At 66.6% G+C, this 12,751-nt stretch carries 12 protein-coding genes; 10 read left to right on the forward strand and 2 right to left on the reverse strand.

Going from position 1 to position 12,751, the window contains the following annotated elements; translation table 11 throughout:
- Nucleotides 1-228, reverse strand: a 228-nt coding sequence (locus E6K76_09400; GenBank protein TMQ57870.1) for a hypothetical protein, incomplete at its 3' end; no start/stop codon positions are given.
- A 3-nt stretch (nucleotides 229-231) separates the two neighbouring features.
- Nucleotides 232-930 (reverse strand): response regulator, encoded by a 699-nt coding sequence (locus tag E6K76_09405; GenBank protein TMQ57871.1) that lies wholly within the window; start codon nucleotides 928-930, stop codon nucleotides 232-234.
- A 254-nt stretch (nucleotides 931-1,184) separates the two neighbouring features.
- Here E6K76_09405 and secD point away from each other — a divergent pair, with 254 nt between their 5' ends.
- From secD to E6K76_09455, 10 genes are all read left to right on the forward strand, one after another.
- A complete protein-coding gene (gene secD, locus E6K76_09410) occupies nucleotides 1,185-2,810 on the forward strand; it encodes a protein translocase subunit SecD (protein ID TMQ57872.1) in 1,626 nt (541 codons plus the stop codon).
- A gap of 9 nt (nucleotides 2,811-2,819) precedes the next feature.
- On the forward strand, nucleotides 2,820-3,731 hold the full coding sequence (gene secF / locus E6K76_09415; protein TMQ57873.1) for a protein translocase subunit SecF: 912 nt from the start codon (nucleotides 2,820-2,822) through the stop codon (nucleotides 3,729-3,731).
- Between the two features lie 31 nt (nucleotides 3,732-3,762).
- Nucleotides 3,763-4,239 carry a hypothetical protein gene (locus E6K76_09420; GenBank protein TMQ57874.1) on the forward strand — a complete coding sequence of 159 codons (477 nt, stop codon included), beginning with the start codon at nucleotides 3,763-3,765 and terminating at the stop codon, nucleotides 4,237-4,239.
- Between the two features lie 9 nt (nucleotides 4,240-4,248).
- Nucleotides 4,249-5,136 carry a hypothetical protein gene (locus E6K76_09425; protein TMQ57875.1) on the forward strand — a complete coding sequence of 296 codons (888 nt, stop codon included), beginning with the start codon at nucleotides 4,249-4,251 and terminating at the stop codon, nucleotides 5,134-5,136.
- Nucleotides 5,137-5,296: 160 nt separating this feature from the next.
- On the forward strand, nucleotides 5,297-5,992 hold the full coding sequence (locus E6K76_09430) for a DUF4159 domain-containing protein (GenBank protein TMQ57876.1): 696 nt from the start codon (nucleotides 5,297-5,299) through the stop codon (nucleotides 5,990-5,992).
- A 10-nt stretch (nucleotides 5,993-6,002) separates the two neighbouring features.
- Entirely contained in the window at nucleotides 6,003-9,362 is a 3,360-nt protein-coding gene (locus tag E6K76_09435; protein ID TMQ57877.1) for a hypothetical protein, read from the forward strand.
- The gene (locus E6K76_09440; protein ID TMQ57878.1) at nucleotides 9,359-10,126 is read left to right on the forward strand and encodes a tetratricopeptide repeat protein; all 768 of its coding nucleotides are present in this window, start codon (nucleotides 9,359-9,361) and stop codon (nucleotides 10,124-10,126) included. The genes E6K76_09435 and E6K76_09440 overlap by 4 nt, the downstream gene beginning before the upstream one ends.
- 77 nt (nucleotides 10,127-10,203) lie before the next feature.
- A complete protein-coding gene (locus tag E6K76_09445) occupies nucleotides 10,204-11,394 on the forward strand; it encodes an asparagine synthetase B (GenBank protein ID TMQ57880.1) in 1,191 nt (396 codons plus the stop codon).
- Nucleotides 11,395-11,449: 55 nt separating this feature from the next.
- Nucleotides 11,450-12,040, forward strand: coding sequence for a biotin transporter BioY (locus E6K76_09450; protein TMQ57881.1), 591 nt, complete (start codon nucleotides 11,450-11,452; stop codon nucleotides 12,038-12,040).
- A 3-nt stretch (nucleotides 12,041-12,043) separates the two neighbouring features.
- Nucleotides 12,044-12,751: NAD-dependent epimerase/dehydratase family protein (locus E6K76_09455; GenBank protein TMQ57879.1), on the forward strand; the 708-nt coding region annotated here is incomplete at its 3' end.

Here is a 12,751-nt window from a genome sequence, read left to right on the forward strand (position 1 = left end):
CTCTCCGGCCCGATCGCACCACGCGTCCACCGCGGCGATGTCCCCGCGCCGGATCTCCGCGACGGGCGCCGAGACCCGAAGCAGGGCGAGCTCGCGTCTCCCTTCGGCTTCGAGGAGGTGAACGGTCGTTTGGCGTGAATCGCGGTCGAGCACGATTCCGGTGGCGAGAAGCCCGACTCCGAGGAGGATCGCGATCAGCGAATAGAGCCGGGCCGTGAGGGACGTCACGTGTTACTTCCCGGAGACGTCGGCCGCGTAGCCCACCCCGGTGACCGTTCGGATGAGCCCGGACTCTCGCCCGAGCTTGGCCCGGAGCCGCCGCACGTGGACGTCGACCGTCCGCGTCTCACCGAAGTAGCCCAATCCCCAGACCTTGTCGAGAAGCTGCTCCCGCGAGAAGACCCTGCCCGGCCTCTCGAGCAGGAACTCGAGAAGCCGATACTCCGTCGGAGTGAGGCTCAGCTCGCGGCGGTGGAGCAGGACCCGATGGCGCTCGCGGTCGAACTCGAAAGGACCGATTTTCGTCGGGGTGGCGGTCTCCTCTCCGCGCGTGCGCCGGAGGATCGCCTGGACGCGGGCGGCCAATTCTTTCGGGGAAAAAGGCTTCGTCAGGTAATCGTCCGCGCCCCGCTCGAATCCGACGAGCTTGTCCATCTCCGTCCCGCGCGCCGTCAGGAGGAGCACCGGGAGGGAACGGGTGCGCGGCTCCGACCGGATGGCATGGAGCACCTCGAGGCCGCTCATCTTGGGGAGCAGAAGATCGAGCACGAGGAGATCCGGTAGCGATTTGAAGACGCGGTCCACAGCCGACTCGCCGTCGTGCTCTTTCACGACGCGGTACCCCTCGCGCGCGAGGTTGTAGCTCACGAGCTCGCAGATTTCCTCCTCGTCGTCGACCACCAGGATTGTCGCGCGCGGGCTTCGGGGCATCGTTCGCCGACGAGGTTTGGGATCGGGACGGGGCGCTTGGGCGCCGTCGATCGGGTCCTGGCGGATTGTACCATCGCGGCGATCCGGAACCTTCCCATACCGGAATTTCGTCAGGCGTCCGCGCCAGCGCTAAATCCCGCATTGACTTCGCGTCTTCCGTTCGGCTACGCTCCGCGGCCTGCCTTGTCTTTCCATCGAGGCTCTACCCGACTTCATGAAGCAGCAAAGGGGCTTATGACGAGGCGTTCGACGCCATGATGACGCGAAGCGACCAGTGGAAGCTTTACCTCACGGCGATCTTCGTGCTGGCGTCGGTCTGGACGCTCTGGCCCACCTTCCAATTCTATTCGCTGAGCCCGCAGCGCCGGCAGGAGGTTCTCCAGGCGCGCCCGTCCGCCGCGACCACGGAAGCGGAACGTTCCCGGATGGAGAAGGACGCCAAGCTGCGGGAGAGGTCCATCAAGCTCGGCCTCGACCTCCAGGGGGGCATGTACCTGCTGCTGGAGGTCGACCGCTCCAAGCTCGGCCCCGTGGAGGCCAAGAACGCGGTGGATCAGGCGATGCAGATCATCCGGAACCGCGTGGATCAATTCGGGGTCGCCGAGCCCTCGATCCAAAAGCAGGGGGAAAACCGGATCTTGATCCAGCTCCCCGGCCTGCTCGACCAAGAGCGGGCCAAGGCCCTGATCGGCCAGACGGCGCTTCTGGAATTCAAGCTGGTCAAGACCGAGGAGGAAGCGAGGGCGTTCTACGACCGCGTGGACCCATATTTCGCGCGGAAGCTGCGCGGAGGCGTTCCTCCCGACAGCACCGCCCCCGATTCGATCCTCCATCCGTTCACCTCGAAGCTCCTCGCCTCGTCCCATTCCGAGGCCGTCGTCCTAAGCGAGAACGTGCCGATCGTGGATCAGATGATCGGCCGGCTCAAAGTCGATTCCACGTTCGTCACCGACGCGGTGCTGGCGTGGGACGCGCACGAAACCGAAGTTTCGGGGCGCACGGCGCGAGGCCTCTACGTGGTCGGGAAGGAAGCGCTGATGAAAGGGTCGGAGGTGGCGAGCGCCCAGATGCGCCTCGACCTGGACCCGGCGCGACCCGGCGCACCGGGCGTCTCGTTCAACCTGACGAGCCGCGGCGGGGCGCTCTTCGCGGACATCACCGGGGCCAATGTGGGTCGCAGGCTCGCGATCGTGCTCGACGGAAAGGTCCAGTCGGCCCCCAACATCCAGGAGAAGATCCCGCGCGGCCAGGGCTCGATCACGGGCAGCTTTACCGAGGAGGAGGCGCAGAATCTCGCGATCGTGCTCCGATCGGGCGCCCTCCCGGCCCCGGTCAACGTCGTCGAGGAACGCACGGTGGGACCCTCGCTGGGGCAAGATTCCATCGAGAAGGGCGTTCGGGCCGGCGCGGTCGGAGCCCTGCTCGTGGTCCTGTTCATGATCATCTATTACCGGATCTCGGGAGTGGTCGCCGTGGTCGCGCTGATCCTCAACATCATGGGACTTCTGGCCTGCATGGCCGGTTTCCACGCGACGCTCACGCTCCCCGGGATCGCGGGGGTCGTGCTCACGATCGGAATGGCGGTGGACACGAACGTCCTGATTTTCGAGCGGATCCGCGAAGAGCTCCGAAACAAGAGAACCGTCATCGCCGCCATCGAAACGGGCTACGCGCGCGCGTACCGCACCATCATCGACGCGCACGTGACCACGCTCTTGAGCTCCTTCGCGCTGATGTGGTTCGGGACGGGTCCCATTCGAGGGTTCGCGGTCACGCTCTCGATCGGGCTCATCATCAACCTCATCACGGCGGTCGGGATTTCCAAGATGATCTTCGATGCCTGGTCGGTTCGCCGGAAGCTGGCTTCCATCAGCATTTAGGAGCGTCGAATGCTTCAAATTCTTCACGGGGTCAACGTCAATTGGATGGCGCGTCGGCACATCGCTTTCATGGTGTCGGGTGCCTTCGTGTTGGTCTCGATCATCTCCCTCATCGTGCACGGAGGTCCGCGCTACGGTGTGGACTTCACCGGCGGGACCCTCCTCGAGCTCCAGATCACGCCCCCGGTTTCCGTGGACGCCGTCCGCACGAGCGTGGACCATGCGGGATTCACGGGGAGCGAGATTCAGAAGCTGGATAGGCCGGGTCAGGTGTTGATCCGCGTCGAGTCGAGGGCCGGGAGGGGAAGCCCGTCGACGGCGGTCCCGTCCGCGCTGCGTCAAGCTCACCCCGGCACGAAGGTGGACGTGATCCGCGTCGAATCGGTCGGGCCGCGGGTCGGAAACGAGCTTCGAGGGGCCGCGATCAAGGCGATTTTCGTGGCCCTGGGGCTCATCCTCATCTACGTCGGAATCCGTTATGATTGGAGATACTCGTTGGGCGCCGTCGTGGCGCTGTTCCACGACGTCTTCATCACCTTGGGGGCGATCTCCATCACGAACAAGGAAGTCACCCTGACGGTGGTCGCGGCGCTTCTGACCATCGCGGGGTACTCCATCAACGATACGATCGTCGTCTTCGATCGAATCCGCGAAAGATCCAAGACGCTCCGCCGGGAACCTCCGGAGAAGGTCATGAACATCGCCATCAACGAGACACTGAGCCGTACGATCATCACGTCCTTCACCGTGTTTCTGACGGTGGTTTCTCTGTACACCTTAGGGGGCGAGGTCATACACGACTTCTCGTTCGCGATGCTTGTCGGAGTCGTTTTCGGCACCTATTCGTCCGTCTACGTCGCAAGCGGTCTGGCGCTTGAGGTCCAGCTCTCCCTCGAGCGCGCGGGTCGCGGGAAGAAGTAGCGCCGGCGCGCCGCCCGTAGCGGGCCATCCCGTGAACCTAACCGCCATCCTGCTCATTGCCGGGCTCGCCTCTCCAGCCTTCGCCGCGTGTACGCCCGAGACACCGTCGGCGGCACCGGAGCCCCGCCCCGAGCTCGGGCCTCCCACGGCGCTCCGTCTGTTCGCGGACGTGGAGGACGCGTGGGCCACATCCGACGCGGAGCGACTCGCGTCGCTGGTCGACACGTCCGCCGTCAGGATCGCGGTCAAGCCGGGAGCCCCGCTCACGGCGGCGCTCACGCGGGTGGCCGCCGCCTTCCTGCTCCAAGATCAGCTGAGGCTCGTGCGGACGCAGGGATTCCAAATGACACGGTTCCAATACGACCCGAAGAAACGGATCTGCCGCGCGACGGCGACCTGGACCGGCGATTGGGGGGGGCGCCAGGGAAGGCGCGCCGTCCGCGTCGCCCTCATCGCGAAACCGACGAACAACCGCTGGTTTCTCACGGAAATCCGCGCTGAAGATTGACCCGATAACGTGTCCGCGCCCGATTCCTCCCGTTCCGAAGCCGACGTTCTCTACACCGCCGACCTCCACGGAAGCCGAGGGCTCTACACCGAGGCGCTGACGCTCGCGCGCAAGCTCGGCGTGCGCGCTTTGATTCTGGGCGGCGATCTGGCGCCTCACGCGACGGTCCCGGAGCAACGCGCGTTCTTCACGGAGTTCCTGATTCCGCTGGTACGCGAGTACCGGGAGGACGCCGGCTCGGCGGATCTCTTTTTCATCATGGGGAACGACGACTGGCGTGCGAACCTCCCCGTGCTCCTTCGGGCGGGCATCGAGCGCTTCCACCACATCCACCGCACGGTGCGGCGGCTCGACGCGGAAACGTGGATCGCGGGGCTCGGCTCGGTGAGCCTGACACCGTTCGCGCTCAAGGATTGGGAACGCTGGGAGGAAGGGCTCAACGGCCCCATACGGATGGATGGCTTCCGGAGCCAGGAGGACGGCTCGGTTCACCCGTTCGATTTTCGCGGGCGCGAATGGGAGGAATGGATCGGGGCCGATCTCGAGACGATCGGGCGCGAATTGGGCCCCGATCGCACACCGCTCGTCTGTGTGTCCCACGGCCCGCCCTTCGGGACCGCGCTCGATTTGATTCACGGCGAAGTCCACGTCGGCTCCCGCGAGGTTCGCAAGTTCCTCGAGACCCATCGCCCCCTGATATCCCTCCACGGCCACATCCACGAGTCGCCGGCGGTGTCCGGGAGATTCGCCGATCGCCTGGGTCCCACGATCTGTGTTAATCCGGGCCAACGGATGGGAAGCACCCTGCACGCGGTCTGGTTTCGATTCGAGAATTTGGCCGGGTCGTTGACCCACACCCTCCTCGGGCCGGCAAAACTCGACGCTCCGGCTGCTTAACCCCGCCCGACATCTCCGCAGCACGGAACCGCAGCGCGTTCCGTAGGTACTCTTACATACAGCCCGATGCAGGACGGCGTGCGCCGCCATCTGATATAATGAAGCAACTTAGAGCCCCCTGATCCGAGGCCTCGTGACCGGGTTTCCCTCGCGAATCCAAATGCCCCGTTCCGCCCTGGCGGCACTCATCACCCTCGGCATGGCATGCGCCTTGCCTGTTCACGCGCCGTCCGCCGCACCCCGCGAGCTGGAGTTGAACGGCGGGTTCACGATCGCGAGGCTCAAGTACACGGGAGGCGGCGATTGGTACTCCGATGAGAGCTCGCTTCGGAACCTTCTCCGCGCGCTCAGGGCACGCGGGGAGGTGCGTGTGAGCCAAGACCAGGAAGCCGTCGTGACCCCGACCGACCCCGAGATTTGGAACTACCCCATGCTCTTTATGACAGGCCACGGCAACGTAAAGATGAACGAGGAGGAAGCCCGCTCGCTCCGAAGCTACCTCGATGCGGGAGGGTTTCTCTGGGCCGACGACAATTTCGGAATGGACAAGTCCTTCCGTGAGCTCATCAAGCGGCTCTATCCCGAGACGCCTCTCACCGAGCTTCCCTTCAGCCACGCGGTCTTCCGTTATCCGAATTCCTTTCCCGCGGGGGCGCCCAAGATCCACGAGCACGACGGGGGCCCGGCTCGCGTGTACGCGGTGATCAAGGGCGGACGCGTCCTGGTCCTCTATACGTTCGACTGCGATATTGGCAACGGAATCGAAGACGCCGGAATTCACGACGATCCCGCCGAAAGGCGGCTGGCCGCGATGCGCTTCGCGATCAACCTCGCGACCTATGCGGTGACGCATTGAGGCCCAAGCGATGAATCCCGCCTACGAAGCCTTGCTTCGCGTGCTCCGGCGAGCGCGCCGGCTCCTCCTCTGGCGCTCGGTCGAGCGGGCGGGCTTCCTCGCGACGTTCGGCGTCATGGCGCTCGCCTGCCTCGCGCTCCTGGCCTCGCTCCTTCTGCCCCTGCATCGCTCCGAGTACGTCGCGCTCCGCACGGGGCTCCTCCTTGGGGCCTGTGCGGCTTTGATCTTCACGCTCGTCCGAGTGCTTCGCTCGCGCGCGGGGCTCCCCGAAGCCGCGCTGGAGGCGAGCCGCCTGATCGATCCGCGCGAGGACGCGCTCCTGACCGCGCTCGAGCTGGGCCGTGGGGCGACCACGCGCTCGGTCGCGGCCCTCGCGACCGGTTACTCCGACGCGCTCACCCAGCAAGCGGTCCGTGCCGCGGCGGAGCGGGCCGCCTCGCTTCCGCTCCCGCTACTGCGCGCGTGGCGCGGTCGCTCGAGCTCGATCCGGCGCCTCGGGATCGCCCTGGCCGTCGTGGCCGCGGTTGCGGCGCTCGGCGGATCGCGCACGGTCACGGGCGTCAAGCGCATCGCCGATCCCGAAACGGCCCCGCTGGCGCCGATCCAAATCCGGGTCGAGCCCGGGTCGGAAGAGGTTGAGGGCGGGGCCTCGGTCCCGGTCCGGGTCTACGTGGCGGGGACCGATCGGAAGCCGCACTTACTCTCGAAAGAGCGATCGGCCGGAAGCCGTCCATGGCGCGAAACGACGCTCGAGCCTGCGGCCGGCGAGGCGCGCCCGCGCGCGGGAGAGCGGGCCTACGCGACCGTGATCGCCAACTTGAAGGAAGACCTCGCGTATCAAGTCCGCGCTTCCGACCAGGTCAGTCCGGTCTATCTCATCTCGGTTCGAGATCTGCCGCGCGCATCCGGCTTTCGAATTCGCTACGAGTATCCCGCGTACTGCGGGCTCCCCTCCGAGGGGACCAACGCGATCACGGGTGATCTCGCCGCCCCGCGTGGAACGAACGCCAGGGTCGAGGTTCTCCTCAATCGATCGGTGGACATCGCGTCGATCGACTACGAGGGAGGCGCCGCGAGGATCCACGGAGAGGTGGGCGAGCGACTCGCCCGGTTCGCGGTTCCGGTCCGCTCCGACGCGAAATACCGGATCCGCCTGACCGACCCGCGGGGACGCAGGGTCGATCTCGGCCCCTACGAGATCAAGTCCATCCCGGACCGCCCGCCGACCGTCACCATCCTCTCGCCCGGGGCGGTGGAGGACGTGACGCGCGATTTGACCGCGACCATCCTGGCCGGGGCGACCGACGACTATGGCGTCAGGAAGGTCCTCCTGCGCTACCGCGTCCGGGAAGAGGAGCAGCGCGTCGAGACCCTCCACCAAGAAAGGGACGGCGTGCGCGAGCTGGCCGTCCGGTACACGTGGTCCCTCGCGCCCTTGAATCTCCTGCCGGGCGAGGAGATCCAGTACGAAGTCGGTGCCCAGGACGGGAACCAGATCGACGGGCCCCAGGTGACCTGGTCGGAGACGCGGACCCTGCGCTTCCCCTCCGCCGCGGAGATCCTCGCATCGGTCGAGCGGCAGCAAGATTCATCCGTCGCCACCCTCGAGGACGCGATCCGAAACGCGCAAGGGCTGAAGGAAAAGTCGGAGGAGCTGGCGCGCGACATGGGGCGCACCCGCGAGCTGCCCTGGGAGAAGGGGCAGGACATCCAGAAGATGCTCGAGGGCCAGCAGACCGTCCGGGAGCAGATCGACAAGGTCGCGGAGAAGCTCTCGCAGGACGCCGACAAGCTGGCGCAGTCACGCGCGCTCAACGCCGAGCTGGTCCAGAAACTGTCCGAGCTTCACCAGCTCTTGAACCAGCTCCGCGACCAGTCGATCCTTCGCGCCATGCAGCGCGTCCAGGAGGCGCTCAACAAGATGTCGCCCCAGGATCTCGAGCGCGCGATGCAGAACATGAAGCTCACGCAGGAGGACGTGGTCCGCAATCTGGAGCGCACGATCGACCTTTTGAAGCAGCTCAAGATGGAGGAAAAGCTCGAGGCGGTCGCCGAACGGGCCTCGGAGCTGGCGAGGCGGCAGCTCGCGCTCAGCGATTCCCTCGCCCGCGCCCGTCAGCCGGAGGAGATGAAAGATCTCGCGAAAGGGGAAAAGGAGATCGAGAAGCTGAGCCAGGAGCAGCGCGCGGCGCTCGATTCTCTTTCGACGGAGCTGAAGCAGATGGATCCCGAGTCGGCCCGCGAAGCGGAGGAGCAGCGCGACAGGCTTCAGGGCATCTACCCGATTTTCGAGAAGTCGATCGGGTCGCTTCAGGACGCCATGAAGCAGGAGGCGAGGGAAAGCACACAGGATCTGGCCCATCAGCTCGAGGAGATGCGAAACGCGGTCAACAAGATGAAAGAAGATTTTGTATTCCGCAAGAAGAACGACGTCGGGCGGAAGATGGACGCCTCGATCCAGGATCTGCTCGAGATCGCGGACGCGCAAGAAGATCTCTTGGACGATGAGAAAAGCGCCACGGGCGAGCGCGCCTCGACCCAGCAGGGTCTCGAGGAAACCACCGAGGGCGCCGCGAACCGCATCTCGGAGCTGGCCAAGAAGACGCTCTTCATCACGCCCGACGTGATGGAGGCGATCGGTCGCGCGCTCGGGAATCAGAAGAACGCCGTCGGCCGCTATTCGATGGAAGACATGATCGGCGGACTCGTCGCGAGCAAGGAGGCGACCATCGCTCTGAATCAGGCGGCTCAAGCGCTTCTCAAGGCGAGGGACGCGATGGCGTCGGCCAAGTCCTCGACCGGGTTCCAGGAGGCCATGCAGATGCTTCAGGGCCTGGCCGGCGATCAGCAGAAGCTGAACAGCGAGGCGCTCTCGATGATGCCCGGGGGCCAGGGAGGGAACGGCCAGGATGGGAGGCTCACGCCCGAGCAGGCCGGCGCGCTGGAGCGGATGGCGGCCGAGCAGGAAGCGATCCGCCAAGGGCTGAAGGAAGCCATGGAAAAGCTCGGCCAGAGCGGGGGCACGATGGGTCGGCTCGGCGAGACCGGCGAGGAGATGAAGAAGGTCGCTCAGGATCTGCGCGGCGGCAGGCTCGATCAGCAGACGGTCGAACGCCAGCAGCGCATCTTGAGCCGCCTCCTCGACGCGCCCCGGAGCGTCGAGAAGCGGGACTACTCCAGGCGGCGGACCTCGCGCCCCGGCGTGGACGTCGTGCGCTCCTCTCCCGGCGCTCTGTCCGCCGAGCTCCTGAAGGCGAGGCCTTCGCTGGCCGCGCTCCTCGCGCGCGGCGGCCGCGATCCTGTCTCGCCGCGATACCGGGCGGTCGTGGACCAGTACTTCCAGGCCATCCTCGAGGGGAAGGCGCATTGAGGAAGGTTCTCGGCGCCCGGGCCCTCGCGTTCGTGCTCGCGATCCTGCCCGCCGCCCCCGCGTGGGGCTCCGCCCCGGCGCCGATCCAGCCGTCGGGGCCCTCGGCGCCCGTCCCCCGCCCGGCGCCCCCGCGCGAAGCGGCGAAGGGGAAGGGCCTCTATCACACGCTTCTCGGGAATCTCTCGATCCGGGCGCCGCAGGACACGGTCGGAGGCGGCGAATACGACGAGGCCCGGCGCCTCTTCGAGGCGGGGCTTTTCGATTCCGCCGCCGCCGAGTTCCAGCAGTTCGCGGCGCGCTTCCCGCGCAATCTCTTCCTGAACGATGCGATCGAGCACGTTCTTCTCATCCGCGAGAACCGGGAGCCCGGGGACGAGGCGCTCCGCCTCTACGCGCGCACGGTGGCGCTCCGGGGCGCCGGCCTCGTTGATTCGGCCGCTTCGGTCGCGCGGGCCGGGCTGTCGCGCTTTCCAAACGCGCGCGTCCGATACCATTGGCACTACCTCTTGGCCGAGACCGCGCGGGAGCGCGGCGATCACGCGGCCGCGATCCGCTACGCGCTCGTGATCGCGGACTCTACGTCGAAGAGCCGGCTCGCGCCCTACGCGCTGAAGCTCGCGGGGGACGAATCGATCGCGATGGGCGAGGATCCGGCGAAGGCGCTCCGGCTCTACCAAGCGCTCCTTGAGCGCTATCCCACGTCGCCGCTCGCGCCCCCCGTGCGCGCGCAGGTGCTCGAGATTCGGAAGCGACTTCAGCTGTGAGCCGGGCATTCCGATTCCTCCTCGCGGCGGGCGGCCTCGTCCTCGCGCTCTCGGGCGGCGGCCCGGCCCGGGCGGAGCTGCTTGTTCCGATGGATCCGGTCCAGACCGACCACCTCCGCGCGTACGGCCTCACCTACTGGGCGCTCCAGCAGGGGTTCCACGGCGAGTGGCTTCTCAATTACCGGGGCGGGTCTTTCTTGCTCCCCGACAACGCCCGCGTATCGAGTGAAGCCGCGGTTCGCGGCGTGCTCGTGGAAGCGGTGAGCGGGGCGCAGGTGGCCCAGATCCGCGCCGAGATCGCCGACAACAACATGGAGTCGGTAAAGCTGGAGACCGCTCCGCGCATCGCGGTATACGTTCCGCCGACGGCGCCGCCGTGGGACGACGCGGTCCAGCTCGCGCTCGAGTACGCCCAGATCCCCTACACCAAGCTCTGGGACGCCGAAGTGCTCCAGGGGCGGCTTTCCGAATACGACTGGCTTCACCTGCACCACGAGGATTTCACCGGTCAGTACGGGAAGTTCTACGCGGCCTTCGCGGGGACCGATTGGTACCGGCGTCAAGTCGCGGAGAACGTGGCCATCGCGCGCAAGCTCGGCTACTCCAAAGTCTCGGAGCTCAAGAAGGCCGTGGCGCGCGCGATCAAGTCCTACGTCGCCGCGGGCGGATTCCTCTTCGCGATGTGCTCCGCGACGGACACCTTCGATATTGCTCTGGCGGCGGAAGGGATCGACATCGTGGGCTCCGAATACGACGGCGATCCGCCGGATCCCCACGCGCAACAGAACCTCGATTTTGGGCGGTGCCTCGCCTTTCAAAACTTCGAGCTCGAGCCGAGCCCTCTCGTCTACGAGTACTCGAACATCGACACCAGCGCGAAGGACATGCTGCGCGGCCAGCAAAACGACTATTTCACCCTGTTCGATTTCTCGGCGAAGCAGGATCCGGTCCCGAGCATGCTCGTACAGGACCACACGGCGAACGTTCCCGGGTTCATGGGCCAGACGACCGCCTTCGAGAAAAAGCTCCTGAAGCCGGGGATCACCGTGCTTGCCGAAATTCCCGGCGCGGAGGAGGCGAAATACATCCACGGGCATTTCGGGAAGGGAACCTTCACCTTCTACGGCGGCCACGACCCGGAGGACTACCAGCATGCGGTCGGGGACCCGCCGACCGACCTTTCCCTCCACAAGAGCTCCCCCGGGTACCGGCTCATCCTGAACAACGTCCTCTTTCCGGCCGCCGAGAAAAAAGAGAAGAAAACGTAACCTTGAGCGGGCCGATCGCGCCGGATACACTGCTGCTCCTATGAATACGATTACGATGGCGGAGGCGCTTCGCCCCGCGTTCGCGCGGCCCGACGCGCCGACGAAGGCCGCTCCCCTCGCGTACGAGATCTTCCTCGTTCTGGCCGGCAGCGCGCTGATCGCCGCGTCCGCGTGGGTCGCCGTTCCGCTCCCGTTCTCACCCGTGCCCGTCACGGGTCAGACGTTTGGGGTTCTGCTCGTGGGCTCCATCCTCGGAAGCAGGCGCGGCGCGGCATCCGCGCTCGCGTACCTTGCGGAGGGGGTTGCCGGCGCGCCGGTGTTCGCGGGGGGCGCATCCGGAGCTCCCGTTCTCGCGGGCCCGTCGGGAGGCTATCTCGCCGGGTTCGTGCTGGGTGCGTGGATCTGCGGGGCCCTCGCCGAGCGAGGCTGGGATCGTCGTGCCGCCACGACCATCGCTTCCATGACCCTCGGGAACTTGGCCATCCTGGGCGCGGGCCTCCTTTGGCTCGCGCGATTCGTCGGGCCGGGCCCCGTCCTCACGGTCGGGCTTTGGCCCTTCGTCCCCGGCGACGTCGTCAAGATCGGCCTGGCGGCGGCGCTCCTTCCTCTCGGGTGGCGGCGCCTCGCGGGACTCACCGCGCGCTGAATCGTGGCCGTCATCACGCATTTTTCCAAACCCACGGTGCTCGTGACCGGTGCGACGGGGGCCATCGGCCGGGCGGTGTGCCGTGAGCTCGTGGTGCACGGCTATCTCGTGATCGGGCTCGTGCGGAGCATCGAAGCCAAGGAGAGGCTCCCCTACGCGGTCATCCCGGCGCTGGGCGATGTCCGGGACCCGGCGTCGTGGGAGCACGCGATCGAGCAGTCCGACATCGTGATCCATCTCGCGCTCCCCGCGGATGAATCTTCCGGGCCGAAGGATCGCCCGGAGGCCGAGCTCGAGGCGCGAACGCTCGCCGAGATCCTGGATCGTCTCGCGGCACTCTGCCGCCGGCACAAGAAGCTCCTCGTCCATACCTTCGGCGCGCTCCTCTATGAGCCGGATCCCGACGGCTGGGTCCGCGAGACCTCGGAGATCACGCACGGCCGTGGCTTTGGCGTCCGGCATCGGCACACCTACCCCGTTCTGGAGCGGCACCGGAAGCGAGGGCTCCGCGCGATGAGCGTCAACCCCGCCTTCGTGTACGGGCGGGGCGGCTGGTTCGAAAAGGGCGTGCTCCGCCCGATGAGCCGCGGCGAATCCACGATGATCGGCGACGGCTCGCAGATCATGCATTACATCGAAGCGTCCGATGCGGCGTCGGGTTACCGCCTCGCGATCGAAAACGGGCTCCCCGGCGACGACTATCTTCTCGCG

This window comes from Candidatus Eisenbacteria bacterium (assembly GCA_005893275.1).
Classification (GTDB): Bacteria; Eisenbacteria; RBG-16-71-46; order SZUA-252; family SZUA-252; genus WS-7.